Source organism: Flavisphingopyxis soli, assembly GCF_007995095.1.
Lineage (GTDB): Bacteria > Pseudomonadota > Alphaproteobacteria > Sphingomonadales > Sphingomonadaceae > Flavisphingopyxis > Flavisphingopyxis soli.
The window spans coordinates 431338-456712 of the sequence record NZ_VOPY01000001.1 but is presented as its reverse complement, the minus strand read 5'-3'; the positions used below and the strand labels follow the sequence as shown (position 1 = coordinate 456712).

The 25375-nt window shown below is 65.3% G+C and carries 23 protein-coding genes and 1 tRNA gene; 14 read left to right on the top strand and 10 right to left on the bottom strand.

From position 1 onward, the window contains the following. Positions 1 to 100: 100 nt before the first annotated feature. The 3 genes from FSZ31_RS02260 to FSZ31_RS02250 are packed head-to-tail and all read right to left on the bottom strand — an operon-like array spanning position 101 to position 1068. A complete protein-coding gene (locus FSZ31_RS02260; protein WP_147121426.1) occupies positions 101 to 292 on the bottom strand; it encodes a helix-turn-helix transcriptional regulator in 192 nt (63 codons plus the stop codon). Then, positions 289 to 885: a hypothetical protein gene (locus FSZ31_RS02255; RefSeq protein WP_147121425.1), complete on the bottom strand. Its 597-nt coding sequence runs from the start codon at positions 883 to 885 to the stop codon at positions 289 to 291. Before FSZ31_RS02255 ends, FSZ31_RS02260 begins: the two co-directional genes overlap by 4 nt. A 3-nt stretch (positions 886 to 888) precedes the next feature. Next, positions 889 to 1068 (bottom strand): hypothetical protein, encoded by a 180-nt coding sequence (locus FSZ31_RS02250; RefSeq protein ID WP_147121424.1) that lies wholly within the window; start codon positions 1066 to 1068, stop codon positions 889 to 891. Between the two features lie 146 nt (positions 1069 to 1214). Between FSZ31_RS02250 and thrS the strand changes: the two genes are divergently transcribed. Next, the gene (gene thrS / locus FSZ31_RS02245) at positions 1215 to 3248 is read left to right on the top strand and encodes a threonine--tRNA ligase (RefSeq protein WP_147121423.1); all 2034 of its coding nucleotides are present in this window, start codon (positions 1215 to 1217) and stop codon (positions 3246 to 3248) included. 117 nt (positions 3249 to 3365) lie between these two features. Continuing rightward, on the top strand, positions 3366 to 3875 hold the full coding sequence (gene infC / locus FSZ31_RS02240) for a translation initiation factor IF-3 (protein ID WP_201739105.1): 510 nt from the start codon (positions 3366 to 3368) through the stop codon (positions 3873 to 3875). Between the two features lie 45 nt (positions 3876 to 3920). On the opposite strand, the gene msrA (FSZ31_RS02235) is transcribed toward infC, so the two are convergent. From msrA (FSZ31_RS02235) to FSZ31_RS02220, 4 genes are all read right to left on the bottom strand, one after another. Then, positions 3921 to 4622 carry a peptide-methionine (S)-S-oxide reductase MsrA gene (gene msrA / locus FSZ31_RS02235; RefSeq protein WP_147121421.1) on the bottom strand — a complete coding sequence of 234 codons (702 nt, stop codon included), beginning with the start codon at positions 4620 to 4622 and terminating at the stop codon, positions 3921 to 3923. Between the two features lie 129 nt (positions 4623 to 4751). Further along, positions 4752 to 5960, bottom strand: a complete 1209-nt coding sequence (locus FSZ31_RS02230; RefSeq protein ID WP_147121420.1) for a pyridoxal phosphate-dependent aminotransferase — start codon at positions 5958 to 5960, stop codon at positions 4752 to 4754. Further along, positions 5953 to 7806 carry an aminodeoxychorismate synthase component I gene (gene pabB / locus FSZ31_RS02225; protein WP_147121419.1) on the bottom strand — a complete coding sequence of 618 codons (1854 nt, stop codon included), beginning with the start codon at positions 7804 to 7806 and terminating at the stop codon, positions 5953 to 5955. The genes FSZ31_RS02230 and pabB overlap by 8 nt, the downstream gene beginning before the upstream one ends. A gap of 34 nt (positions 7807 to 7840) precedes the next feature. After that, entirely contained in the window at positions 7841 to 8377 is a 537-nt protein-coding gene (locus FSZ31_RS02220; RefSeq protein WP_147121418.1) for a hypothetical protein, read from the bottom strand. Between the two features lie 117 nt (positions 8378 to 8494). Between FSZ31_RS02220 and FSZ31_RS02215 the strand changes: the two genes are divergently transcribed. The 5 genes from FSZ31_RS02215 to FSZ31_RS02195 all read left to right on the top strand — a co-directional run bounded on the left by FSZ31_RS02215 (position 8495) and on the right by FSZ31_RS02195 (position 13098). After that, a complete protein-coding gene (locus FSZ31_RS02215) occupies positions 8495 to 10195 on the top strand; it encodes a long-chain-fatty-acid--CoA ligase (protein ID WP_147121417.1) in 1701 nt (566 codons plus the stop codon). Positions 10196 to 10238: 43 nt separating this feature from the next. Further along, on the top strand, positions 10239 to 11246 hold the full coding sequence (locus FSZ31_RS02210; RefSeq protein ID WP_161595924.1) for a M48 family metallopeptidase: 1008 nt from the start codon (positions 10239 to 10241) through the stop codon (positions 11244 to 11246). A 62-nt stretch (positions 11247 to 11308) separates the two neighbouring features. Further along, complete coding sequence (gene msrA / locus FSZ31_RS02205; protein ID WP_147121415.1) at positions 11309 to 11848, top strand: peptide-methionine (S)-S-oxide reductase MsrA; 540 nt, start codon at positions 11309 to 11311, stop codon at positions 11846 to 11848. Between the two features lie 33 nt (positions 11849 to 11881). Beyond that, a complete protein-coding gene (galU, locus tag FSZ31_RS02200; RefSeq protein ID WP_147121414.1) occupies positions 11882 to 12745 on the top strand; it encodes a UTP--glucose-1-phosphate uridylyltransferase GalU in 864 nt (287 codons plus the stop codon). 35 nt (positions 12746 to 12780) lie between these two features. Beyond that, the gene (locus FSZ31_RS02195; RefSeq protein WP_147121413.1) at positions 12781 to 13098 is read left to right on the top strand and encodes a hypothetical protein; all 318 of its coding nucleotides are present in this window, start codon (positions 12781 to 12783) and stop codon (positions 13096 to 13098) included. Here FSZ31_RS02195 and FSZ31_RS02190 read toward each other — a convergent pair. After that, positions 13095 to 14057 (bottom strand): L-threonylcarbamoyladenylate synthase, encoded by a 963-nt coding sequence (locus tag FSZ31_RS02190; RefSeq protein ID WP_147121412.1) that lies wholly within the window; start codon positions 14055 to 14057, stop codon positions 13095 to 13097. The genes FSZ31_RS02195 and FSZ31_RS02190 overlap by 4 nt on opposite strands. A gap of 70 nt (positions 14058 to 14127) precedes the next feature. Here FSZ31_RS02190 and FSZ31_RS02185 point away from each other — a divergent pair, with 70 nt between their 5' ends. Both FSZ31_RS02185 and FSZ31_RS02180 read left to right on the top strand, forming a co-directional pair. Next, positions 14128 to 15903 (top strand): acyl-CoA dehydrogenase, encoded by a 1776-nt coding sequence (locus FSZ31_RS02185; protein ID WP_147121411.1) that lies wholly within the window; start codon positions 14128 to 14130, stop codon positions 15901 to 15903. A 190-nt stretch (positions 15904 to 16093) separates the two neighbouring features. Next, complete coding sequence (locus FSZ31_RS02180) at positions 16094 to 18397, top strand: EAL domain-containing protein (protein WP_147121410.1); 2304 nt, start codon at positions 16094 to 16096, stop codon at positions 18395 to 18397. 373 nt (positions 18398 to 18770) lie between these two features. On the opposite strand, the gene FSZ31_RS02175 is transcribed toward FSZ31_RS02180, so the two are convergent. Further along, a tRNA-Gly gene (locus FSZ31_RS02175) sits at positions 18771 to 18845 on the bottom strand. 208 nt (positions 18846 to 19053) lie between these two features. Between FSZ31_RS02175 and FSZ31_RS02170 the strand changes: the two genes are divergently transcribed. The 3 genes from FSZ31_RS02170 to FSZ31_RS12770 are packed head-to-tail and all read left to right on the top strand — an operon-like array spanning position 19054 to position 20771. Further along, on the top strand, positions 19054 to 19965 hold the full coding sequence (locus tag FSZ31_RS02170; protein ID WP_147121409.1) for a tetratricopeptide repeat protein: 912 nt from the start codon (positions 19054 to 19056) through the stop codon (positions 19963 to 19965). Beyond that, the gene (locus tag FSZ31_RS02165) at positions 19962 to 20609 is read left to right on the top strand and encodes an LON peptidase substrate-binding domain-containing protein (protein ID WP_147121408.1); all 648 of its coding nucleotides are present in this window, start codon (positions 19962 to 19964) and stop codon (positions 20607 to 20609) included. The genes FSZ31_RS02170 and FSZ31_RS02165 overlap by 4 nt, the downstream gene beginning before the upstream one ends. A 12-nt stretch (positions 20610 to 20621) precedes the next feature. After that, on the top strand, positions 20622 to 20771 hold the full coding sequence (locus tag FSZ31_RS12770) for a hypothetical protein (RefSeq protein ID WP_161595923.1): 150 nt from the start codon (positions 20622 to 20624) through the stop codon (positions 20769 to 20771). Positions 20772 to 20789: 18 nt separating this feature from the next. On the opposite strand, the gene FSZ31_RS02160 is transcribed toward FSZ31_RS12770, so the two are convergent. Continuing rightward, a complete protein-coding gene (locus FSZ31_RS02160) occupies positions 20790 to 22019 on the bottom strand; it encodes a UbiH/UbiF/VisC/COQ6 family ubiquinone biosynthesis hydroxylase (protein WP_147121407.1) in 1230 nt (409 codons plus the stop codon). 225 nt (positions 22020 to 22244) lie between these two features. Between FSZ31_RS02160 and FSZ31_RS02155 the strand changes: the two genes are divergently transcribed. Continuing rightward, positions 22245 to 24557, top strand: a complete 2313-nt coding sequence (locus FSZ31_RS02155) for an FtsK/SpoIIIE family DNA translocase (RefSeq protein WP_147122501.1) — start codon at positions 22245 to 22247, stop codon at positions 24555 to 24557. A 110-nt stretch (positions 24558 to 24667) separates the two neighbouring features. Beyond that, positions 24668 to 25309: a LolA family protein gene (locus tag FSZ31_RS02150; RefSeq protein WP_147121406.1), complete on the top strand. Its 642-nt coding sequence runs from the start codon at positions 24668 to 24670 to the stop codon at positions 25307 to 25309. Positions 25310 to 25375: the final 66 nt, after the last annotated feature.

Genomic DNA, 25375 nt, shown 5'->3' with positions numbered 1-25375 from the left:
GGGAAGCTGACAAAAGCGCATTCCCGCACCCTATCAGAGGGCGGTAATTGTAGGAAAGGCGCAAATCCTCCCGGCCGATTGGCGAGCCGCGGCGCACCGATCAATCGCGCAGGAAAATCTCTTCGATCGCCATGTCGAAAACATCGGCGATCCTGAACGCGAGCGGCAGCGAGGGATCGTATCTGCCCGTCTCGATCGCGTTGACGCTCTGGCGGGAAACCTCGAGCCGCTCGGCAAGATCGGCCTGGCTCCAGCTACGCTCGGCGCGCAGCACCTTGAGCCTGTTGTTCATGCGCCGTCTCGGGCGCGGTCGCGATAACTCATCCAGCCTTGCGATAGGCCCATGCCCACCGCCCAGATCGGCACCGCCCACCAGCCTTCGGCATGCGGGACGATGCCGAAGGTTTCAAGAAAGCCCCAGAACGAGGCGACGCCAAGGAGCAACCCGAGCCCGGCGAGCGACGCCATCGCGGCGCGATGACGCAGATACTCGTCCCTTTCCTCGACGAGATAGCGTCCCATCGACCAGATCATCCCGAAGATGGGCAGCACCGGGAGCATGGCGATGGCAAAGGCCAAAGCGGTCGAAAGACCCCTGTTGCGGTCGAGCGTGATCGCGATGCCAAGGCCGAGAACGTACAGCGCAGAGCTGATCCCGATCCGCTTGGTATAGCGGATCGCGGCGGCGCTGTTGCTGCTGCCGGTCGGCCCTGCGGCCTTCATCGACCGGATCATAGGGACGAGCAGCAGCATCGAGATCGCGAACCACAGGAAGGCGGTCGTCGGGTTGATCGCTTCCGTCAGCTTCAGCGCGGCGATCACGCCCGCCGATGCGAGGAAAAGGCCGATCCACAGGCCCGGGCGACTGTATTGAACGGTTGCCATAACTCAGCCCCCCGCCACGCCGCAGGACCCGCGATCGCCCCGGCTGATCGACAGCCATGCGAGGGGCGGCAGAACGATGAGCAACGTCGTGGCGAGATCGCGTTCGATCGCTCCGAACCGTGCCGCGATCGCCATGGCGAGAATTGCGGTTGCCCATAACAGGGCTTGCTGGATCCTGGTCATAGTAAACCTCCCTTTTCAAACTGCATGGCGTCCTTTACATCACGATTCGCCCTCATGTCAAGCGTCATAGACATAATGTCGCGCGCCCTTGCCCTGAAGTACGGTGCCGATTGACCCGAAGCGCGGATGCTCTAGGGAATTCGCGCATGACCAAGATGATAACGATCACCCTTCCCGACGGCTCGGCACGCGAGGTCGAGAGCGGAACGACGCCCGCCGACATCGCCGCGGCGATCGGCCCCGGCCTGGCCAAGGCGGCGCTCGCCGCGCGCGTCGATGGCGAGCTCGTCGATATCGGCCGGCCGATCGAGGCCGACGCCGCGTTCGCGCTGGTGACCAGCCGTGACGAGAAGGACGCGCTCGAGCTCGCCCGCCACGATTACGCACATGTTCTTGCCGAGGCGGTCCAGGCGCTGTGGCCCGATACGCAGATCACCTTCGGTCCCGCGACCGACGACGGATTCTATTACGATTTCGCGCCGAGCGCGCAGCGCGGCCCGTTCACCGAGGACGACCTGCCGGTGATCGAGGACAAGATGCGCGAGATCATCGCCGCCGACCAGCCGCTGGTCCGCGAAGTGTGGAGCCGCGCCGACCTGATCGCGCGCTGGCAGGCCAAGGGCGAGAGCTTCAAGGCCGAATGGGCCGCCGAACTGCCCGACAACGAGACGCTGACGGTCTATCGATCGGGAACCGGCGAAGACGCGTGGCTCGACATGTGCCGCGGGCCGCACCTTGCCTCGACCGGTCGGCTCGACCCCAAGGCATTCAAGCTGACCAAGGTCGCGGGCGCGTACTGGCGCGGCGACCAGAACAACCCGCAACTCAGCCGGATCTACGGCACCGGCTGGCTCGACAAGAAACAGCTCGCGGCGCACCTGATGCGGCTCGAGGAAGCGGCCAAGCGCGACCATCGCAAGATCGGCCAGGAGATGGACCTGTTCCACCTCCAGCACGAGGCGCAAGGCAGCGTCTTCTGGCATCCCAAGGGCTATCTGATCTGGCGCGAGCTCGAGGCCTATATGCGCCGCAAGCTCGACGCGGCGGGCTATGACGAGGTCAAGACGCCGCAACTGATGGATGCCAAGCAGTGGGAGCAATCGGGCCACTGGGGCAAATATCGCGAGAACATGTTCGTCGTCCCCGACGAGATCCCCCATGTTCCCGAAGAGGGCGCCGACGACGATACCCCGGTGATCACCGGCGATGCCGACATGATGGCGTTGAAGCCGATGAACTGCCCCGCGCATATCCTGATCTTCAAACAGGGGATCAAGTCGTATCGCGACCTGCCGGTCCGCATGGCCGAGTTCGGTTGCTGCCACCGCAACGAGCCGCACGGCGCGCTCCACGGCATCCTGCGCGTGCGCCAATTCACCCAGGACGATGCGCATATCTTCGTCACCGAAGACCAGCTGATCGAGGAGGTGCGCGATTTCTGCGACCTGCTCGACGAGGTCTATCACGAGCTTGGTTTCGACAGCTATGCGATCAAATTGGCGCTGCGCCCCGACGCGCGCTACGGTTCCGACGCCGAATGGGACCGGGCCGAACAGCAATTGCGCGACGCGGTCAAACTCGCCGGGCGCGATACCGACGAATATGGCTGGGAAGAGCTGCCCGGCGAAGGCGCCTTCTATGCGCCCAAGCTCGAGTTTCACCTGTCCGATGCGATCGGCCGGACGTGGCAGGTCGGCACGATCCAGGCCGATACCGTGCTGCCCGAGCGGCTCGACGCGAGCTATGTCGGCGAGGATGGCGAGCGCCATCGCCCGGTGATGCTCCACCGCGCGATCCTCGGCACCTTCGAACGTTTCATCGGCATCCTGATCGAGCACCATGCGGGCAGGTTCCCGCTGTGGCTGGCGCCGGTCCAGGCAGTCGTCGCGACGATCGTGTCCGACGCCGACGATTATGCCGACGAGGTCGTCGCGAAACTCAAGGCAGCGGGGATCCGCGCCGAGGCCGACACGCGCAACGAGAAGATCAACTACAAGGTGCGCGAGCACAGCCTTGCCAAGGTCCCCAATTTGCTCGTCGTCGGCAAGCGCGAGGCCGAGCAGGGCACGATCGCGTTGCGCCGCCTGGGCAGCGACGAGCACCAGAAGGTGATGACCCTCGACGAGATGATCGCGACCTTGCGCGACGAGGCAACGCCACCCGATCGCAAGGGCGGCTGAACGCTCTGCTCTTCCTATGCCCCGTCAAATCGGCTAAAGCCCGCCCGCTGCACCGTCGCAGCCGCTAAAGGAGACTCCGCTATACCCCCGCCAGTTCGCCGCCCGATGGGCCAGCAAATGCCCAAGCACGGCCCCCGATTCAATGAATTCATCCAGTCGCCCAAGGTTCGCGTCATCGACGAGAACGGCGAGAATCTGGGTGTCATGCTGACCGAAGAAGCGATGGAGCAGGCGGCTGCGGTCGGCCTCGACCTGGTCGAGGTCTCGCCCAACGCCGATCCGCCGGTCGCCAAATATCTCGACGTCGGCAAGTTCAAATACGAGGCGCAGAAAAAGGCGAACCTCCAGCGCAAGACGCAGAAGACGCAAGAGATCAAAGAGATCAAGATGCGTCCGAACATCGACGATCACGATTACGATACCAAGATGAAGAAGGTCGTCTCGTTCATCGAGGACGGCGACAAGGTGAAGGTCACGCTGCGCTTTCGCGGTCGCGAAATGTCGCACCAGGAACTCGGCATGGCGCTGCTCCAGCGCGTCGCCGAACAGACCAACCCGATCGCCAAGGTCGAAGCCTATCCGCGGCTCGAAGGCCGCCAGATGCTGATGGTGCTGTCGCCTAAATAACCGCTCGCGAGAGTGTCACGCTGCCAAGACCGCGCCCGGTGAAAATCAGGGCGCGGTTTTTGCCGTGTAGAGCGCGGGGAACATCGATTTGAGGTTGGCGAGCTTGGGCGCGTCCCAGCGCACGATATAGCCGTGGCGCGGATTGGCCGCCATGAAGTCCTGGTGATAGGCCTCGGCGCGATAGAAGCCCTTGTTGGATTCGATCCGCGTGACGATCGGGCGCGGATAATAGCCGCCCTTGCCGAGCTGGGCGATATAGCGTTGCGCGACCTTGGCCTGCGCCGCGTTGGTCGGGACGATCGCGCTGCGATATTGCGTTCCGCGATCGGGACCCTGGCGATTGAGCTGGGTGGGATCGGTGACGACCGAGAAATAGACGCGCAGCAAATCGCCATAGCTGACGACGCGCGGGTCGTAGACGATCCGCACCGCCTCAGCCGCGCCGGTGTCGCCGCCGCTGACCGCGTCGTAATTGGCGGTCGCCTTGCTGCCGCCGGCATAGCCCGAGACGACGCTCGTGACGCCCTTCACATGGCTGAACACGCCCTCGACACCCCAGAAGCAGCCGCCCGCCAGGATCGCGGTGGCCGAACTGCGCGTATCGGCGGGGTCGTAGGCGGCGGCGGGAATCCGCACCGCCTGCTCGGCTGCCTCGGCTTTATTCGTCGCTCCGATACCCAGTGCGGCGAGACCGCCGGCAGCGGTTACCAGCAGCGCGGTCGCCCAAATAGCCGACGTTGGTTTCATCTCTCATTCCTTTGCGGTTCAATCGAAACTGGTCGTCGCGGCCCTAGCGGGAGGGCGCTGAGCCGCGACTGAACGAAGCTTCGTGCGAACCGACCGAATGGATGCAGCCGGACCGAAATTGTTCGCACTTTAGCCGAGCTTGGCGCACGCCCGGGCAATGCGCTCGCACGCGGTTTCGAGAATTTCGCGCGACGTCGCGTACGACACGCGAAATGCTGGCGACAGGCCGAAGGCGGCGCCGGGGACGACCGCGACGCGCGCTTCGGCGAGAAGATATTCGGCGAGATCGGCGTCGTTCGACAGCATAACGCCTTCGGGGGTCGCCCGCCCGATCAGGCCGCTCGCATCGGGATAGACGTAGAACGCACCTTCGGGGCTGGGACAGGCGAGGCCGTCGATCGCGTCGAGTCGTTCGACGACGAGATCGCGGCGTGCGCGAAATGCCGCGTTGCGTTCGGCGAGGAAATCCTTGGGGCCGTCGAGCGCGGCGAGCGCGGCCGCCTGCGCGATCGAACAGGCGTTCGAGGTCGATTGCGACTGCAGCTTGGTCATCGCCGCGATCAACCAGCGCGGCCCCCCGGCAAAGCCGATCCGCCAGCCGGTCATCGCATAGGCCTTCGAGCAGCCATTGACCGTCAAAATCCGGTCCTTGAGGTCGGGACAGACCTCGGCAAGCGTGGCGAACGGCGTGTCGGCATACCAGATATGTTCGTACATATCGTCGGTGATCGCCATGACGTGCGGATGGTCGCGCAGCACCGCGCCGAGCGCCGCAAGCTCTTCGCCGCTATAGGCAGCGCCGGTCGGGTTCGACGGCGAATTGAAGATCACCCAGCGCGTCGCCGGGGTGATCGCCGCGGCGATCTGCTCCGGGGTCACCTTGTAGCCCTGCTCGCGTCCGGCGGGCACGGCAACGACGCTGCCGCCGGCAAAGCGGACGATGTCGGGATAGCTGACCCAATAGGGCGCGGGCACGATAACCTCGTCGCCCGGTCCGACGGTGGCGAGGATCGCGTTGAAAAGGACCTGCTTGCCGCCGACCCCGACGATCACCTCGGGCGGGGAATAATCGATCCGGTTTTCGCGCGCGAACTTGGCGACGACCGCCGCCTTGAGCGCCGGCGTACCGCCGACCGCGGTGTATTTGGTCTGCCCCGCCTCGATCGCCGCGATCGCCGCTTGCTTGACGAAATCGGGCGTATCGAAATCGGGTTCGCCGGCCGACAGCGAGATGACGTCGATGCCGTCGGCCTTCATCGCCGCGGCGCGCGCGGTGATCGCCAGCGTCGGCGATGGTTCGATCCGCCCGATGGCGGCCGACAGGCGATGATCATCCATCGAGCGTTCCTTGTTCAACGAGGCGCGCGGGGATGAGGCCGCGCAGCGAATTGCCGAGATAAAAGCCGTCGCCGAGGTCGGCGACGCGCAGCCGCGATTCGACCGCGCGATGCTGTTCGATCAGCTCTTCGCGCAGGACACCGGGCAGCAGGCCGAGTTCGGCCGGCGGGGTCAGCAGCGTGCCGTCGCGATCGACGAAGATGTTGGTGAAGCTGCCTTCGGTGACGAAGCCGGCATCGTCGACCAGAACTGCCTCCCAGCCCGAAGTCGCGGCGCGCGCATCATCGTAGAAACCGCGGTCGGTCGTCTTGTGGCGCAGGCGGACATCGTCGCGCGAGACGCTTCGCGCGACGAGGCCGACCGATACCGGCACGTCGGGCAGCCGCGGCATGTCGCGAATCTCGATCGCCAGCGCGCCGCCGGGCGACGCGAGCAAGCGGACCTTGCTGGCATGGCGCAGGCGGAAGGTCGCAGCCTGCAGCTCGTTGCGCGCGCGGTGACGATCGAACGCGAAGCCGAACGCCGCCGCGCTCGCCTTCATCCGCGCCAGATGCCGGTCGAGCCTGAGCAGTCCCTCAAGCGGATCGAACGCCATCGTCTCGACGAGATCGAAGCCTGCCCCAGTCTCTCCCACGAACGCTCCCTTGGCCAAACATTCGCGCCACTCCGCGTGCGGATCGGAATCCGCCACGATCCCAGCGCCGAGGCCAAGCGTGGCGGTTTTGCGAGTCGGGTGCAAGGGGTTCGCTTCACCGATTTCACCTTGGCCATGGCGAGCGACATGGAGCGTGCGAATCGCGACGTTGAACGCCGCTTCGCCATCGGGCGCGATGAAGCCGATCGAACCGGTATAGACGCCGCGCGGCGCGTCCTCGATCGCGGCGATGATCTCCATCGCGCGGATCTTCGGCGCACCGGTGATCGATCCGCACGGATAGGCGACACGCAGGAGGTCGAGCGCATCCTTGCCCTGCTCCAGCCGCGCGGTGATCGTCGAGACGAGCTGGTGGACGGTCGGATAGGTTTCGACCGCGAACAGGCTCGGCACCTTGACGCTGCCGGGCCGCGCAACGCGCGACAGGTCGTTGCGCATCAGATCGACGATCATCAGGTTCTCGGCGCGCTGCTTGGCATCGCTGGCGAGCGTCGTGCGCTGGTCAAGGTCGGTCGCGGGATCGGCGCCGCGCGTCGCGGTACCCTTCATCGGCCGCGCAGTTACCCGATCGCCGTCGAGCGCGAAGAACAGCTCGGGCGACAGGCTGAGCAGCCAGTCGTCGCCGGTGTGGACGATCCCGCCATAGCCGGCGCGCGCGCGCTGGCGCAGGCGGGCGTAAGCGGCGAGCGGATCGCCGTCGATCGCGACGTCGCAGGTGAAGGTCAGGTTGGCCTGGTAGATGTCGCCGGCGCGAATGTGATCGAGGATTGCCTCGACGCGCGCGACATAGGTGGCAGCGTCGATGCGCGGCTGTGGTGCCCCGATCCATGCGCCTGCCGGATCGCCGAGCAAGGCGGGAACGGCGTCGGGAGCGATCCGTTCGACCTGCTCGAACGCCCCGAACCAGGCGATCGGCGATTGCGGTCTAAGGCGTGCCAGCGGGGCGAGCCGCGCTTCGAGGCCGAGCCCCGCCTCGTAATCGAGATATCCCGCCAGGTAGAGGCCATTGGCGCGCGCGCGCTCCATCTGGGCAAAAAGCGTCTCGAGCTGGTCAATTCCATCGGCGGTGAAGATGGCGACCGGATCGCGATACAGGCGCGCATCGGCGGCACCGTGGGCTCGCGCATCGTCGAGCAGCACGAACGGCGCGTCCGATCCAATCGGGCTGGCCTGGGCCGGCGGCCGGGACATGACGCCAAGTTCCGCCGCAGCGTGCTGCGCGCTATCAGTCGGCGCGCTTCACCCGGATTGCCCGCATGCCGTTGATGTTGGCGAAATAGCTTCCCAATGCGGCGCGCCGGATCTTGATCTCCATCCCAGCCTTGGCGTCGAGCGGCAGGGTGCGGTCATCGGTCTGCACCCAGCGGGCACCGTCATCGAGCAGGATCGACATGTTGCGGCCGATGTAGCGTACCGCTGCAATCTTGGCGGTAATTTCCTCGATCTGTTCATCGTCGCCGTCGCCGCCGCCGCCGAATATCTTGATGCCTGAAAAACCGAACAGGCCTCTGCGAGTCTCTTTGACCTGCTCGCGATCGGCGAACATGATATCGCGACGTTGGTCCGCCGCGGCCATTTCGCCGACACGCGCGTCGAAGCAGGCGAGCCGCGCCTGGTTGTCGACGATATCACGACACTGATAGATTGCATCGACCACAGCGGGGCGGGGCGGAGGGACATCGGTCGCGATCGCCGCCGACGCGCCCAATGCAATGACGGCGGCGCCGCCGACCAGTTTCGCAATCGTCTTGCGTGCGGACATGATCTTAATCCCCTTACTCGATTGATTCGCCAACGGACGTCAGGTGCCTACCAATAAACTGCCGCAGCGCGCGCGGCAATGATTGCCGCCGCTGCGGCCTTCGGATAGGCAGAAGGAATGACGAGCGTAGCGCCCCCGCATCCCGCCTGGATTTCAGCATATCAGCATCCGGGCCAATGGGAACTCGACCTGCCGCCGTTGACGCTGCCCGACATGTTCGTCGCGATGGCCAAGGAGCGCGGCGACGCACCGATGCTCGATTTCCTTGGCCGCAAATACAGCTATTCGGAGACGCTGAGCGGTGTCCGGCGGGTCGCCAAAGGCTTGCAGGACATGGGGCTGAAACGCGGCGATCGCGTCGGCCTGTTCCTGCCCAACGTGCCGCATTACGTCGCCGCCTATTACGGCGCGATGCTCGCCGGGGCCACGGTGGTCAATTTCTCGCCGCTCTATACGGTCGACGAATTGCGCCACCAGGTCGAGGATTCGGGTACGCGCTTCCTGTTCACCTTGTCGGCCAGGGCGCTGCTTCCCAATGCGCTCGCGGTGCTCGAACGCTCGTCGCTCGAGGCGCTGATCGTCGGATCGGTGGCAGGCGCGCTGCCGCGCGCGAAATCGGTGCTCTATCGCCTGTTCAAGCGCGGCGAGGTCAGCGAGAGGCCCGACGATCCGCGCATTTCCGCATTTTCAAAACTGATCGCCAATGACGGGAGATTCGCGGCCGCCGACCCGAGTGCCGACGACGTTGCGCTGATCCAGTATACCGGTGGCACGACCGGCGTGCCCAAGGGCGCGATGCTGACGCACCAGAACCTCAGTGCCAATGCCCGCCAGGTCAACGCGATCGATCCGCGCATCGACGAGGTCGACCGGATCATGGGGGTGCTGCCCTTCTTCCACGTCTTCGCCAATACCTGCGTCTTGAACCGCACTGTCGCCAATGGCGGCGAGATCGTCATGCTGCCGCGTTTCGACGCAGCGCAGTGCCTCGCCGCGATCACGCGCACCCAGCCGCGATCAATGCCCGGCGTGCCGACGATGTACCAGGCGCTGCTCGACCATCCCGCGCTCGCCAAGACCGATTTCTCTTCGCTGCGCGTCTGCATATCGGGCGGCGCGCCGATGCCCGCCGAGCTGCAGCGCAAGTTCGAGGCGGCGACCGGCGCGCGGCTGGTCGAAGGCTATGGCCTGACCGAAAGTTCGGGGGTGGTTTCGACCAACCCCTATGAAGGGCTCAACAAGCCCGGCACGATCGGCCAGCCGCTCCCTGCGACCAACGTCCGCCTCGTCGACAAGGAACATCCCGGCCAGCCGGCACCCGAAGGCGAGCCCGGCGAGATGGTCGTTTCCGGGCCGCAGGTCATGAAGGGCTATTGGCAGCGCCCCGATGCTGACGGCGAAACCTTCATCACCATCGACGGGGAGCGCTATCTGCGCACCGGCGATGTCGGCGAAATCGACGTCGACGGCTATATCAGCGTCGTCGACCGGCTGAAGGACATGATCGCGGTCGGTGGATTCAAGGTCTTCCCGAGCCAGGTCGAGGATATCCTCTATACCAACACGGCCGTCCGCGAAGCGCTCGTGATCGGCGTGCCCGACGCCTATCTGGGCGAACGTCCGCGCGCTTATGTCACGCTCGAACCCGACGCCGATATCGCCGCAGGGCAGCTCATGGCGTGGCTCAACCCGCAGCTCGGCAAGCACGAACGCGTTGAAAGCGTCGTCATCCGCGACACGCTGCCCAAGACGATGATCGGCAAGCTCGACCGCAAGGCGCTGAGAGCGGAAATCGGCGATGCCGGCACCGCGGCCTGATCGGCCAGCGCCGGTTCAGCCGCGCGATGCGACACGATCAACAATGACACGGTCGCTCTCCCTCGCGCTCGCCGCATTCGCGCTGCTCTGCGCGCCCGCCGCACGCGCCGACGAGGCGCACGATCTCGCCGTCTATGGCGCGTTCCGCGCAATGGACGCGCGCGTTGCGACGATCGGCTATCGGCTTGCGACAACCAATGTCGGCCTGTGCGACCAGCGCCAGCCGGCGACCGGGCTCGTGCTGAGCGATGTCGCACTTTATCCTGCAAAACAGCGCGCGGCGGCAGCGCGTGCCTATTCGCTCGGTGACGCCGCGCCACCGGTGTTCGTCGCCGCGGTCGCCGAGGCGAGCCCGGCCTATGCCGCGGGCCTGCGCACCGGCCATGCGATCGCCGCGATCGATGGCGAACCGCTGGCGACGATCGCGCGCCACGGCGACGGCGACTATGCGCGCATGGCGGCGATCGATGGCGCGATGGGGCGCTGGCTCGCCGACGGCGAACTGGTCGTCTCGGTCGCATCGCCGACGAAGACGGTTGCGGTCACGCTCGATGGCACGCCCGCATGCGCGACGATCTTCCAGGTCAAGGCGTCGGCCAGTCTCGGCGCCGCGGCCGACGGGCGCTATGTCCAGGTTACCGCGCCGCTGGTCGATTTCGCGCGCGAGGACGAAGAGCTTGCCGCCGTCCTGGCGCACGAACTGGCGCACAATATCCTGCGCCATCGCGAACGGCTCGACGCCGCCGATATAGATCGGGGCCTGTTGCAGGAATTCGGTCGCAGCGCCCGGCTGACCCGCGCCACCGAAACCGAAGCCGACCGGCTTTCGGTCTGGCTCCTCGCCGGGGCCGGATACGACCCGATGGCGGCGGTGCGTTTCTGGACGCGCTGGGACAAGGAACGCGGCAAGCCGCTGATCGCCAGCGCGACCCATGGCCGCAGTTCGACGCGTATCGCCGCAATCGAGGACGAGATCGCGACGATGACCGCTGCCAAGGCCGCCGATCCCGCCGCCCGCCCTGCCCTCATCGCCGGGCTGCCGCGCAACTGACGCCCTTGTCGGCGTTGGCTGCGACCCTATCTGCTAGACACGTGATTTTGGAGAGTGCGATTATGACAAGTGAAACCGCAACGCTGGCCGGCGGATGTTTCTGGTGCACCGAGGCGGTGTTCCTCCAGATCGACGGCGTCGAATCGGTCGAGAGTGGCTATATCGGCGGCACGACCGAAAACCCCAGCTATCGCGACGTGTGCAGCGGCGACACCGGCCATGCCGAGGCGATCCGCATCACCTACGATCCCGATGCGATCAGCTATGCGACGATGCTCGACATCTTCTTCGCGACGCACGACCCGACGACGCTCAACCGCCAGGGCAACGATATCGGCACCCAGTATCGCAGCGCCATCTTCCCCCACGACGAAGCGCAGGAGCAGGCGGCACGCGCCGCCATCGCGCGCGCGCAGGCCGAACAGTCGGACGAGGTCGTCACCGCGATCGAGCCGCTCGGTCCGTGGTACAAGGCCGAGGTCGAGCACCAGGATTACTGGGCGCGCCAGGGCACGCGCAATCCGTATTGCGTGTCGGTCATCCCGCCCAAACTGCAGAAATTGCGCAAGGGCTTTGCTGACAGGCTGAAAGCTGCCAGCTAGGCTGGCATCGTTTCGCTGGGGGAGCTCGTAGACATGAAACCGATCCGCAAAGCGGTCTTTCCCGTTGCCGGGCTCGGCACGCGCTTCCTGCCCGCGACCAAGGCGATCCCCAAGGAGATGCTGCCCGTCGTCGACCGGCCGCTGATCCAGTATGCGGTCGACGAGGCGCGCGAGGCGGGGATCGAGCAGATGATCTTCGTCACCGGTCGCGGCAAGAGCGCGATCGAGGACCATTTCGACATCGCCTTCGAGCTCGAAAAGACGATGGCCGAGCGCGGCAAGGACATGAGCGTGCTGGAGGCGACGCGGCTCGGCCCGGGCAATTGCGCCTATGTCCGCCAGCAGGAGCCAATGGGCCTCGGCCACGCGATCTGGTGCGCGCGCGGGCTGGTCGGCGACGAGCCATTTGCGATCTTCCTGCCCGACGAGTTCATGGTCGGCTCGCCCGGCTGCATGAAGCAGATGGTCGACGCCTATGATCGCGTCGGCGGCAATCTGATCAGCGTCCTCGAAGTGCCGCACGAGCAGGTGTCGAGTTATGGCGTGATCGATCCGGGCAAGAGCGACGGCGCGATTACCGAGGTGCGCGGCCTGGTCGAGAAACCAAGCATCGATGCGGCACCGTCGAACCTGATCATCTCGGGCCGCTACATCCTCCAGCCCGAAGTCATGCGTGTGCTCGAGGACCAGGAAAAGGGCGCCGGCGGCGAGATCCAGCTGACCGACGCGATGGCGCGGATGATCGGCGATCAGCCGTTCCACGCGGTCACCTTCGACGGACGGCGGTTCGACTGCGGATCAAAGATCGGCTTTGCCCAGGCGAATTTTGCGCTCGCGATGGAACGCGCCGACATGGCCCAGGAGCTGCGCGCCTTTGCGCTCGACCTGCTCGGTTAACTGCCGGTCCAGAATTGCGCGCTATGAATGCGGCGATGTCGAACCGAGATTTCATTATCGTATCGCTGGCGGCGGTCACGCTGTCGCTTGGCGGTTGTGTCAGCACGATCGGATCGGTCGTTACCGCGCCGGTCAAGGCGGTCGGCAAGGTGGCCGACTGGACGACGACGAGCCAGGACGAAGCCGACCGCAATCGCGGGCGCAAACTGCGCGAACGCGAACAACGGCTCGGCAAGCTGGCGCGCCAACGCGACAAATACGAGACGCGGTGCGACCGCGGTGATGCCGATGCCTGCGCAAAGGTCGAGGCGATTGATGCCGAGATTTCCGAAGAGCAGGCGCGGCCGATCTAAACAGCCGCGCGGCGCAACCGGTCGTTGATCGCGCGCCCGACCCCCTTGTCGGGAATCGGCGCGACTGCAATGCGCAGCCTATCGCTCGCATCGGCGGCATGGAGCGCATCGAACAATCGCGCCGCCGCCTCAACAAGATCGCCGCTCGCGCTGAGATTGAAATCGCCCTCGGCAGCGCCGAATCCGATGACATAGGCGTCGGCAGGAGGATCGACTTCGTCGAACGTCAACGGCTTTCGCGGAGCGTAGTGGCTGGCGAGCTGGCCCGGTGCGCTGATCGCCGCAGCCGGACTCTCGTATGCCAGGGCGACATCAAGGCCCGTCGCCTGCGCCAACATTTCGCGCGTGACCGGACCCGGCCGCAGGATCGCGATACCTCGATCGCCCGAGCGCACGATGGTCGATTCGAGACCGGCCTTGCACGCGCCGCCATCGATCACGAGCGCGATGCGCCCGCCGAGGCTGGCGAAGACATGCGCCGCGGTGGTCGGGCTGATCGATCCGCTGGCATTGGCCGACGGCGCGGCGAGCGGACGATTGCAGGCCGCGAGCAGCGCGCGCATTACCGGATGGGCCGGCACCCGGATCGCGATCGTGTCGAGCCCCGCGGTCGCGATACCGGCAACCGGGGCATCGGCGCGCTTTGGCACAACGAGCGTCAGCGGGCCGGGCCAGAATCGCTCGGCGAGGAGCAGCGCGGTCTTGTCGAAATGCGCCAGCCGCTCGGCCGCCGCGAGATCGGCGACATGGACGATCAGCGGATTGAACGCGGGACGGTCCTTGGCCGCATAGATCCGCGCGACGGCTTCGGGGTTGGTGGCATCGGCCGCGAGGCCGTAAACCGTCTCGGTCGGCACCGCGACCGGCTGGCCCTGGGCAATCAGCTCAGCCGCCGCAATCAGCGCAGCGTCCCCTGCGGCGAGGACTTTGGTGGCGGTCGTGTTTGTCGCGTTCGGCATGGCGCGCTATAGGCGCGTTCGCGCGTCGTTTTCTAGCCCATCCCCACGCTTTGCCGAAAGACCCAGACCGATGACCTATGCCCCGCCCGTTGCCGAGCAGCTGTTCGTCCTCAAGCATGTCGCATTGATCGACGAACTGGCGGCGCACGAGCGCTTCACCGAGGCGACCCCCGACATGGTCGAGGCGATCGTCAGCGGCGTCGGCGACTTTGCCAGCGGCGAATATGCCCCGCTCAACCGCGTCGGCGACCAGGTCGGCGCGCGCTGGGACGCGGGCCAGGTGACGATGCCGCCGGGCTTTCGCGAAGCCTATGCCGCGTTCGTCGCGAGCGGCTGGGGAAGCCTCGACGGGCCCGTCGCCTATGGCGGCCAGGGCCTGCCCTTTTCGCTGTTCAGCGTGATGATGGAGGATCTCGGCACCGCGAACATGGGCTTCAGCCTCGTCAACATGCTGACCCCCGCCGCGATCGAGGCGCTCCATGCGCACGGCAGCGAGGCGCAGAAGACGACCTATCTGCCAAAGCTGATCAGCGGCGAATGGACCGGCACGATGAACCTGACCGAGCCGCAGGCGGGATCCGACGTCGGCGCCCTGAAAACGATGGCGACCCCGGTCGAGAGCGGCGACCATGCCGGCCAGTGGCGGGTCAAGGGCACCAAGATCTTCATCACCTTCGGCGAGCACGATCTGACCGACAACATCGTCCACCTGGTCCTCGCCCGGACACCCGATGCGCCGCCGGGAACGCGCGGCATTTCGCTGTTCCTCGTACCCAAATACCGGCTCGACGCCGACGGCGCGATCGACGAGGCCAACGACGTCGCGTGCGTTTCGATCGAGCACAAGCTGGGCATCCACGCCTCGCCGACCTGTGTGATGAGCTTTGGCGACCACGACGCCTGCTATGGCGAGCTGGTCGGCGACCTGCATGGCGGGATGCGCGCGATGTTCACGATGATGAACAATGCGCGGCTCAACGTCGGCAACCAGGGCATGCAGATCGCCGAACGCGCGACCCAAAGCGCGCTCGCTTATGCTGCCGAACGCATCCAGGGGTCGCGCACGCGGCTGGGGCCGATCGCCGACACGCCGAGGGCCGATGTCGGGCCGGTCGCGATCATCGAACATCCCGACGTCCGCCGCATGCTGATCCGGATGAAGGCGCTGACGCAGGCGGCGCGCGCGCTAACCTATTATGCCGCCGGACAGGCCGATCGCGCGTCGCTCGGCCTCGACGGGGCGCAGGCACGCGTCGATATCCTGACACCGCTGGTCAAGGCCTATGGCACCGATATCGGCTGCGAAGTCGCCAGCCTGGGGGTCCAGGTCCACGGCGGCATGGGCTATGTCGAGGAAACCGGCGCCGCACAGCATTATCGCGATGCGCGCATCGCGCCGATCTACGAAGGCACCAACGGCATCCAGGCCGCCGACCTTGTCGGGCGCAAGATGACGATCGACGGCGGCGCGGCGATCAAGCAGTTGATCGACGATATCCGCAGCGGCGCGAAAGGCGCGGCACCGCTCGCCCTGCTGGCCGACGATTGCGCCGAAGTCGCGGCGTGGATGCAGGCCAATGCGAGCAGCGACGACCGGCTCGCGGGCAGCACGCCGTTCCTCACGATGCTCTCGGTCGCGACGTGCGGCTGGTTGATGACGATCGAGGTCGCAGCGCTCGACGGCGACAGCACGGTATCGCCCGATTTCGTCGCCGCGAAACGTCAGGCGGCAAGCTTCTATATCGACCAGATCGTGCCGCAGGCAGCGGGATTGAAGGCCGCGGCGATGGCGGGAGCAGCGCCGCTTTACGCGGTCGATGCAGCGACGCTGATCGGACGCGATTGAGCCGCTGGGGGGGGGGGCTGGTAACCTCTGACATTTGGAGGAATCTGACCGCCGCCCGGAATTGCCAAAGCGGAATTGCCGCCTCGGACAGCAGCTTAGCCGATTAATGGGGCTGCGAGCCCGTGTATTAACACCTCTCTAACCATCGCACGCCTAGGGTGAAGCCTGATCGGACGATGTGGCGAGGCTCATGGCTGAACGTTTGCAACACCCCTATAGCTGGCGCGCATGGCTGATTGCCGTGCTGGCGGGGCTGTTGTGCGGCATCACAGCGCTCAGCCTGCCGATCGACTTTATTGTTCGCGGGGTCGAGTTCAAATTGCATTCGCGGCCCGTATCGGGCGATATCGTCGTGGTTGGCGTCGATGACGCGACGCTCGCGCAATCAGGCGCCGACGGCTTTACGCGGGCCGATGCCGCTCGAACGATCAACGCCATACGCAAAGCAGGTGCCAAGCGGCTTTTCGTCGATTTCGTCTATGATCAGCCTGCACCCGCAAGCATGACCGAAACGCTCGAGAAGGCGATCGCCGGCTGGGGCGATCGCATCACCATGGCGGTTATGTTTTCGAGCGATAATGCTGCGGATAATTCGGAAGTGCGCGCTTCGAAACTCACCGGCATCGAACGAGCCGGGCGGGCGAGCATTGGCATAAATTATCAGCTCTGGGGTGTGTGGCAGATACCCTATGCAGACAGTATCGCGGACGAAATTCTCCCTACGTTTTCGAGCCGTCTCGCCGATCTCGAGCCAACCAAGGCGCAAAAGTTCTGGCCTGATTACGCATTTGATTACAGCACCATACCCACTTATGGCGCGAGCGATTTGACGTCCGGAAAAATTCCCTCCAGCGCCTTGGCGGGAAAGGACGTTGTCTTTGCACCCTTGTCACCATCCTTGCTCGACATGCATTTCATGCCCGGTCACAATCCATTGAAAGTTCCCGGAGTCTTTTTCCATGTCATTGGGGGCGAAACGCTAAGAGCCGGGACGCCATTGGATTTCGGCTGGATTCCCGCCTGGGCCTTGATAACCGTCGCCCTGCTGGTCGGCAGGCAATGGCCGCGCAAAGCCGTCAGCAGCATCTTGATAATGGGAAGCCCGATAGCGGCTATCCTGACGGTGCTGGCGGTGCCAACATATATCGCCGTGATAGCGATCGGCCCAGCGCTCGTGACATCGGTCATCGTCGGCATCGCCGCGGCGCGTCGTCGCCGACAACGGCGGGTGCAGAGCCGTCACCATGCGTCGGGCTTGCCCAACTTCGAGGCGCTACGTGATTCGCGCTTGCCGGCGGACGCCGTGATCGTCGCTGCCAAGCTGGTCGGATTCGATGCCCTGTCGATCTACCTCACGCCTGACCAGGCCGACCAGTTGAGCCGAGAGGTGATCCGCCGCTTGCGCGTCGCCGCGGGCGACATGCCACTCTATCATGACGAGAACGGCTTTTTCGCATGGGTAACACAAGCCAAGCAATCGGTGACGATCGATAGCCAGCTCGCCGGACTGTCGGCGCTGTTCATCAACCCGATCGCAATCGGCAGCGAGCAGATCGATGTCGAACTCGCCTTTGGCGTCGAGCCGAATTCGCAGGGCACAGCGAGCCAACAGCTCGCCGCCGCGATGGTCGCCGCTGAAGATTCGCAGCGCAAGCGCAAGACCTGGAGCGCCTATGAAGCGCCGCAGGTTCAGGAGGCGCGCTGGCAGCACAGTTTCCAGTCGCAACTGAGCGACGCCTTGCTCAACGGCGAAATCTGGGTCGCCTACCAGCCGCAGCTCGATCTCAAGACCAACCGGATCGTCGGCGCCGAAGCTTTGGCGCGCTGGTCGCATCCCAAGCTCGGCAACATCTCTCCCACCGAGTTCATTAGCCAGGCCGAAAAGCATCAGCGCATTGAACGGCTGACCCTCTATGTCCTGAACGAAGCGATTGGCCGGGCAGCCGAGATGCTAAACCACATTCCCGGCTTTACGATGTCGGTCAACATGTCGGCGCTGTTGCTCCATCGGCACGATCTTGCCGGACAAATCCGCGCCCTGCTGACGGCCCACGGTGTCGCCGCGCAGCACCTGACGATCGAGATCACCGAAACCGCCGAAATCGAGGATAGCGACGCGGTCCGCTATACCCTGGCGATGCTGCGCGAGATGGGCTGCCGCCTGTCGATCGACGATTACGGCACGGGCCAGTCCAATCTCGATTACCTCACGCGATTCGAGGCCGACGAGATCAAGATCGACAAGCGCTTTGTCGACAATATCCTCGATTCGAAACGCAACCGCGAAGTGGTGACTTCGACGATCGAAATGGCCCATCGCCTTGGCGCGACGACCGTTGCCGAAGGCGTCGAGGACGAGCGTACTTTGACCATTTTGAGCGATCTGGGCTGCGACGTAATCCAGGGATATCTAATTGGAAAACCAATGCGATTCGACAATTTCATGATCGCCGTAACAAGCGCCCAACCATCGTCCGGCAGGGCCACTGGTTAGCAAATAAGGTTACCCCTTTATTAACCAGTTCGATTAAGCTATAACTGTCTCCAAGACCGCTGTTTTGTCAACGGCATAAAAGGGAGACCGAATATGGCTAAATCAACTAAGCTGGCTGAAACGTCGATCGATTTCTGGTCGTGGCTGCTCGGCGGCTCAGGCAAGGACAATGCTGGCGGCCAAGGCTAACCCAGCTTCCAAACAAACAAAAAAGGCCCCGGAATTCCGGGGCCTTTTTTGTTGTCCTGAGCATATGGTCCGACAATCGCGGCGGCGCGACGCGCCGATGCAAGGCAGCGCACCAATCGCCCCCGAGGGGTCGTGCTCCCATTCACCGGGTTACGGAAATCGTGTTGAAAGCCCGAATGGCAACTGGAGCGGGCGAGGCGATTCGAACGCCCGACCCCAACCTTGGCAAGGTTGTGCTCTACCCCTGAGCTACGCCCGCTCTGGCGCCGTCCCGGACACAAGCGAAAGCCGCGGTCCGGGTGGGTGGAGCGGGCAGCTAGCATCGATTCGTCAGGCCGACAAGCCCCTTCGCCATAGTTCTAGGGCTTGGCATAGTATGGTCTTCACCCCCATATGGCTTTCAAGCAGGCGCCGTCGCGGAAAACACCCGGCGGGCCTTGGATTTTTATCATGAATTGGAGACACGCGTGGCGACGCAGGGACTGAATCTGGAAGAACAAAAGGCCGTCGACGCATTTCGTCGTCAGGTCGTCGAGCCATCGATGACGGGGCTCGTCATCGTCGATTTCTGGGCCGAGTGGTGCGGGCCGTGCAAGGCGCTGACTCCGGTGCTCGAAAAGGTCGCGGCCGATTATGCCGACAAGGGCGTCGTCCTCGCCAAGATCAACGTTGATGAAGACAAGTTCATCGCGGCGCAGTTCCAGGTGCGGTCGATCCCGACGGTCTATGCGATCTTCCAGGGCCAGCCGGTTGCCGATCTCACCCAGGCGCGCAGCGAGAGCCAGCTCAAGGCCATGCTCGACGAAATCCTCGCCAAGCTGCCGATCGAGGCAGGCGATAGTGCGCCGACGCAGGATGTCGCACCCTTGCTCGCGATGGGCGAAGAGGTGCTCACCGGCGGCGACGCCGCGCGCGCGATCGGCATATTCAGCCAGATCATCGAACTCGCCCCCGACACGGTCGCGGCGCAGGCGGGACTGGCGCGGGCGCTGGCGGCCGACGGACAGGTAGATGCCGCCGACGAGGTTCTCGCCGCGTTGGACGAGGAAGCGGCCAAGGATCCCGCGGTCGAGCGCGCACGCGCCGCGATCGCCCTGGTCCGCGATCGGCCCGACGAGGGCGCGCTGGCAGCGCTCAACGCCGCATTCGAGGCCAATCGCGACGACATGCAGGCGCGATTCGACCTCGCCGCAGCGCAGATCGCGGCGGGCGAGCGCGACGCGCCGTCCGAGCATTTGCTCGCGATGATCGAGGCCGACCGCGACTGGAACGACGGTGCGGCCAAGGCCAGGCTGCTCGACCTGTTCCAGGCGATCGGGCTCGAGGATCCGTGGGTTGCGGCGACGCGGCGACGGCTGTCGGCGATCCTGTTCGGATGAGCACGCCCGTCGACAAGACCAAGCGAATCGCGATCTTCCCGCTCGGCGGGGCGATCCTGTTCCCCGGGCTGCAGCTGCCCTTGCACATCTTCGAGCCACGCTATCGCGCGATGGTGTCGAAGGCGCTGGCGAGCGACCGGCTGATCGGGCTGGTCCAGCCGCGCACCGGCGCGACCAACCGCGACCCCGACCGCCCGGCCCTGTTCGACATGGGCTGCATCGGCAAGATCACCGATGTCGAGGCGCTCGACGACGGCTGTTTCAATATCGTCCTTTCGGGCGAGGCGCGCTTTCGCGTCGAACGCGAGGTGACGCGCGACACGCCGTACCGCGTCGTCGAGGCGGCGATCGAGGCAGAGGCGCAAGGCGAAGCGGCGCTGGCATCGAGCGAGCGGGCTGCGCTCGAACACGCCGCGCGGACCTTTGCGATGGCGCAGGGCTATGTCGTCGACTGGGACTCGGTCGCCAATCTCGACGATCGCACTTTGGTCAACGGCATCTCGCAGGTCGCTCCGTTCGACGCGGCGGCGAAACAGGCGCTGCTCGAGGCCGAGACGCTGCGCGATCGCAGCGAGCTGGCGATCCAGCTGATGCAGTTCTTTGGCCGCCACGACGGCGACGATAAGCTGGTGACGCTGCAATAGGGGGAGAGGCCGATGGAGTTTGTGTTTTACGAGGTCCTGGAAGCCGCAATCACATGGGTCGACAGCCGCTTTGGCCGCTTCACAGCTTGGGTGGCAGCCGTGAGCATCATATTCCTCGGAACTGCGATCATGGTCGGCCTGATCTATTGGTTAATTCGATGATTGTCAGAATCGACCCGCCTAGACCGTCATCCCGGTCAGCAATTTGGGCAGGTCGCCCGATTCGCCCCGCGCTTCGGACATGAACAGCGATTTCAATGGCGGCGTCGCCTGGACCGCGCCGAGGCCGAAGCGGCGGACCGCCGAGGCGGCCTTGCCGCGAATCCCGAACAGGCGCGTCAGGACGTCGGTGGCGACCGAGACCGACAGCGAATCGAGCCCGCGCCAGCGTTCGTAGCGGTCCATCAGCTGCGCATCGCCGAGGTCGAGGCCGAGCCGCGCACCGTCGACGAGCACTTCGGTCAAAGCCGCGACATCGCGCAGCCCGAGATTGAGCCCCTGCCCGGCGATCGGGTGGATGCCGTGCGCGGCGTCGCCGACCAGCGCGAGGCGTTCGCCGGTAATCTTCGCGCTGTGATGGAAGCCGAGCGGATAGGCCATGCGCGGCGCGATCATCGTCACATTGCCGAGCAACCCACCCATGCGCTTTTCAAGTTCGCGGGTGAAACCGCGTGTCCCGAGCTTGAGCAGGCCGGCGGCATCGGCGCGCGCGACCGACCAGACGAACGCCGAACGATGGCGGCCATCCGCAAGATCAGGCAGCGGCAGCAGCGCAAACGGGCCGGCCGGATAGAAAATCTCGTAGGCGACCGAATCGTGCGGCAATTCGTGCGCGATGCCGCCGATGATCGCGCTGTGATCGTACGACCAGTTCGCCATGTGAAAGCCCGCCGCGTCGCGCGTCGGCGAACGGCGCCCCTCGGCGGCGATCAGCAGCGGCGCCGCGATCCGCGCGCCGTCGTCGAGCGTGACTTCGACGCCGTGCGGTCCGCGCGTCGTCGTGACGGCACGCGCAGGCATGTGGAGCGCTATTCGATCGCTTTCGGCAACCGCATCGCGCAGCGCGATCCTGAGATCGCGGTTTTCGTACATCGTGCCGAGCGGGCCGTCGTCGTCGGCCGCGGTGAAATCGAGCTCGCCGGGTTTCAGCCCATCGCTGACCCAGATCTTGCGGATGTCGCAGCCCTTGCCCGCCAGCCGCTCGGCCACGCCGATCGCGTCGAGCATCTTGTAACTGGCGCTGGCGATCGCCGAGGCGCGTCCGTCAAAATCGGGCGCAATGACCTTGGCCGGATCGGCCGGATCGATGATGCAGCTCGAAAGGCCGTGCGCGGCGAGCGCGAGCGCGAGCGTCTGCCCGACGAGCCCGCCGCCCGAGATGATCACGTCGCTGGTGTGGATGTCGGTCATGGCAAGGGGTTTAGCGGGTGGCGGCAGCCTATGCCAGTGGCGGCGTGACATGGAGCGCGCGATTGAGCCTGGTCCCATCCGACCCATGATCGCTGACGTCACAAGCAGCCTCGACCCTGCGCCGCCCGCGCGCATCGCTTGACCCCGCGCGCGTGCGGATTCATGGTGAATCGCGAGAGTGTAATCGCGGGCAAGACGCCTGCGCCGGGGAAACAGGACAGCATCATGGCGAGCCGCGTTGGCGCCCGTAAAGACAGCGAATGGCGAGCGATCTTTCGCGAGAGCGTCGCGCGGTCGGGGACGTTGCTCGGCGGGCTGGTGCTCGCCAGCATCACCATCTTCCTCGCCATCGCGCTGGCGACTCATCGCGGCAGCGACCGGTCGCTGTCGACCGCGGCGGGCGACCATGCCAGCAACTGGGCGGGCAGCTGGGGTGCCTATGCGTCGGACGCTGCCTATCTGTTGCTCGGTGCCGGGGCAGGATTGCTCGTGCCCTTGCTCGGCGTGTTCGCGTGGCGGCTGTGGCGCGGCGCGGCGCAACCGCACTGGAAACGCCAGACAATCGTCGCACTGGTCGGGATCGTGCTGGCCGGGACCGCGCTGGCGCTGAGCCAGGGCGCGGGGTCGGGCTGGGACCTGCCCGCCGGGCGCGGCGGCGTCGCGGGCTATGCGCTGGCGAGCGGCATCGAGCGGCTCGCCGCACTTTCAGGCGACGTCGGCAAGTGGGTCGTCGCTGGCGCGATCATCGTCCTGCTGACCGGGGGAATCGTTATCTGGTACCGCAGCCTGCGGCTCGAGCGATTGCCCTTCGCCGGACTGTCGCTGCGCAGCGGACGCGACGAAACCACTGGCAGCGAGCGGATCGTCGTCCCGGCCAGGGACGATGCCGACAACGAGGCACAGCGCACGATCCTGCCGCGCAAGGCGGCGCGACCCGACGGCCGGAAGCCGCCGGCGATTTCCGATCCCGCCGCATCGCCCGCGCGGTCGAAACAGCCCAGGGCGCTGCAATCGGAAATGTTTTCCAATTACACGCTGCCGTCGGTCGACCTGCTGACCCCGGCGGCGGACAGTTCGCACCAGGTGATCGACAAGGCCGCGCTCGAACGCAATGCGCGGCTGCTCGAGGCGGTGCTCGAGGATTTCTCGGTCAAGGGCGAGATCGTCTCGGTCCGGCCCGGCCCGGTCGTGACGATGTACGAGCTCGAACCCGCGCCGGGGACCAAGGCGAGCCGCGTCGCCAACCTCGCCGAGGACATTGCGCGCAACATGTCGGCACTGTCGGCCCGTATCGCGCCGATTCCGGGGCGGACGGTGATCGGCATCGAGCTGCCCAACGCCCACCGCGACCCTGTCGTGCTGCACGAGATGATCGCCTCGGACGCCTATTCGGGTCACGACGGGTCGCTACCGATCGTGCTCGGCAAGAATATCGCGGGCGACGCGGTGATCGCCGATCTCGCGCCGATGCCGCACCTGCTCGTCGCGGGTACGACCGGGTCGGGCAAGTCGGTCGGATTGAACGCGATGCTCGTCTCGCTACTCTATCGCCTGACCCCCGACGATTGCCGGATGATCCTGATCGATCCCAAGATGCTCGAGCTGTCGGCCTACGAGAACATCCCGCACCTCCTCGCCCCCGTCGTCACCGAGCCGCAAAAGGCGGTCCGCGCGCTCAAATGGGCGGTCGAGCAGATGGAAGACCGCTATCGCATGATGTCGGGGATTTCGGTCCGCAACCTCGCCAGTTTCAACGAAAAGGTGCGCGGCGCACTGGCCAAGGGCAAGCCGCTCGGGCGGCGCGTCCAGACGGGCTATGATGCCGATACCGGCCAGCCGGTGTACGAGGAAGAGCAGCTCGATTTCCGCCCGCTGCCCCAGATCGTCGTCATCGTCGACGAGCTCGCCGATTTGATGATGACTGCAGGGAAAGAGGTCGAGTTCCTGATCCAGCGGCTGGCGCAAAAGGCGCGCGCGGCGGGCATCCACCTGATCATGGCGACGCAGCGCCCGTCGGTCGACGTCATCACCGGCGTGATCAAGGCCAACCTGCCGACGCGGATCAGCTTTCACGTTACCTCGAAAATCGATTCGCGCACGATCCTGGGCGAAGGCGGCGCCGAACAGCTGCTCGGCAAGGGCGACATGCTCTACATGCCCGGCGGCAAGAGCGTCGTGCGCGTCCACGGCCCCTTCGTCAGCGACGACGAGGTCCGCGCGGTCGCCGACCACTGGCGCGGCCAGGGGCGGCCCGAATATGTCATGGAGGTCACCGAGGAGCCCGAGGATGGCGGCTTCGCGCTCGACGGGGCGCCCGCCGGCGACGACACGCCCGAGGGACGCCTGTACCGCAAGGCGTGCCAGACCGTGTTCGACAGCCAGAAGGCATCGACCAGCTGGCTGCAGCGCCAATTGCGCGTCGGCTATAACAGCGCGGCACGCCTGATCGAACGGATGGAGGAAGAAGGGTTGGTCAGCGCGCCCAACCATGTCGGTCGGCGCGAGGTGCTGGTCGACCAGAACGGCCAGCCGCTTTAGGCCCCGCTTCGTCGTGCTATACTGAACGGCAGGGAACTTGCGGGTTCACGGGGCATTCAAACCCGGACCGCCATAACGGCGCATAGATTTTACGCACAGGAAGACCAAATATGAACAAGACCCTGGCTCTCGCCCTCCTCACCGCGCCGCTGGTCGGCGCAGGCTTCCTCCCCGCCGCGCCCGCCGTGGCGCAAGGCAATACGTCGGCCGCGCAGCTGGCCATGGTCCAGGCGCATCTCAAGGCGGTCAGCTCGATGACCGCCGACTTCACCCAGACCGACCGCAAGGGCCAGACGGTAAGCGGCAACCTGCTGCTCAAGAAGCCCGGCAAGATCCGCTTTGCCTACGGCAAGGACGTGCCGATGCTGATCGTCGCCGACGGCAAGTCGCTGACGATGATCGATTACGACGTCAAGCAGGTCCAGCGCTGGCCGATCAAGAATTCGCCGTTGTCGGTCCTGCTCGACCCCAATCACGACATGTCGCGCTATGGCAAGATCGTCGAGACGGGTGATCCCAACGTCGTCAGCGTCGAGGTCAAGGATCCCAAGAAACCCGAATATGGCGTGATCAACATGGTCTTCGTCAAGCAGGCCTCGGCGCCCGGCGGGCTGATGCTGCGCGGCTGGGTCGCGCTCGACGCGCAGAACAACCGCACGAGCATCCGGCTGAGCAACCAGCGCTTCAACGTCGCGGTCGCCGATTCGAGCTTCCGCTGGACCGACCCGCGCGCAAAATCGCGTGGCCGCTAAGAAACCACGGTCTGACCGCTAATCGGGCTGTCTGTTCATCTTCGCGACAGGCACGTGGTCGTAAAA

Bases quoted from the DNA above. Each gene is read 5' to 3' on its own strand.
- FSZ31_RS02260 (WP_147121426.1), bottom strand. From the start codon at position 292: ATGAACAACAGGCTCAAGGTGCTGCGCGCCGAGCGTAGCTGGAGCCAG.
- FSZ31_RS02255 (WP_147121425.1), bottom strand. From the start codon at position 885: ATGGCAACCGTTCAATACAGTCGCCCGGGCCTGTGGATCGGCCTTTTC.
- FSZ31_RS02250 (WP_147121424.1), bottom strand. From the start codon at position 1,068: ATGACCAGGATCCAGCAAGCCCTGTTATGGGCAACCGCAATTCTCGCC.
- thrS (WP_147121423.1), top strand. From the start codon at position 1,215: ATGACCAAGATGATAACGATCACCCTTCCCGACGGCTCGGCACGCGAG.
- infC (WP_201739105.1), top strand. From the start codon at position 3,366: ATGCCCAAGCACGGCCCCCGATTCAATGAATTCATCCAGTCGCCCAAG.
- msrA (WP_147121421.1), bottom strand. From the start codon at position 4,622: ATGAAACCAACGTCGGCTATTTGGGCGACCGCGCTGCTGGTAACCGCT.
- FSZ31_RS02230 (WP_147121420.1), bottom strand. From the start codon at position 5,960: ATGGATGATCATCGCCTGTCGGCCGCCATCGGGCGGATCGAACCATCG.
- pabB (WP_147121419.1), bottom strand. From the start codon at position 7,806: ATGTCCCGGCCGCCGGCCCAGGCCAGCCCGATTGGATCGGACGCGCCG.
- FSZ31_RS02220 (WP_147121418.1), bottom strand. From the start codon at position 8,377: ATGTCCGCACGCAAGACGATTGCGAAACTGGTCGGCGGCGCCGCCGTC.
- FSZ31_RS02215 (WP_147121417.1), top strand. From the start codon at position 8,495: ATGACGAGCGTAGCGCCCCCGCATCCCGCCTGGATTTCAGCATATCAG.
- FSZ31_RS02210 (WP_161595924.1), top strand. From the start codon at position 10,239: ATGACACGGTCGCTCTCCCTCGCGCTCGCCGCATTCGCGCTGCTCTGC.
- msrA (WP_147121415.1), top strand. From the start codon at position 11,309: ATGACAAGTGAAACCGCAACGCTGGCCGGCGGATGTTTCTGGTGCACC.
- galU (WP_147121414.1), top strand. From the start codon at position 11,882: ATGAAACCGATCCGCAAAGCGGTCTTTCCCGTTGCCGGGCTCGGCACG.
- FSZ31_RS02195 (WP_147121413.1), top strand. From the start codon at position 12,781: ATGTCGAACCGAGATTTCATTATCGTATCGCTGGCGGCGGTCACGCTG.
- FSZ31_RS02190 (WP_147121412.1), bottom strand. From the start codon at position 14,057: ATGCCGAACGCGACAAACACGACCGCCACCAAAGTCCTCGCCGCAGGG.
- FSZ31_RS02185 (WP_147121411.1), top strand. From the start codon at position 14,128: ATGACCTATGCCCCGCCCGTTGCCGAGCAGCTGTTCGTCCTCAAGCAT.
- FSZ31_RS02180 (WP_147121410.1), top strand. From the start codon at position 16,094: ATGGCTGAACGTTTGCAACACCCCTATAGCTGGCGCGCATGGCTGATT.
- FSZ31_RS02165 (WP_147121408.1), top strand. From the start codon at position 19,962: ATGAGCACGCCCGTCGACAAGACCAAGCGAATCGCGATCTTCCCGCTC.
- FSZ31_RS12770 (WP_161595923.1), top strand. From the start codon at position 20,622: ATGGAGTTTGTGTTTTACGAGGTCCTGGAAGCCGCAATCACATGGGTC.
- FSZ31_RS02160 (WP_147121407.1), bottom strand. From the start codon at position 22,019: ATGACCGACATCCACACCAGCGACGTGATCATCTCGGGCGGCGGGCTC.
- FSZ31_RS02155 (WP_147122501.1), top strand. From the start codon at position 22,245: ATGGCGAGCCGCGTTGGCGCCCGTAAAGACAGCGAATGGCGAGCGATC.
- FSZ31_RS02150 (WP_147121406.1), top strand. From the start codon at position 24,668: ATGAACAAGACCCTGGCTCTCGCCCTCCTCACCGCGCCGCTGGTCGGC.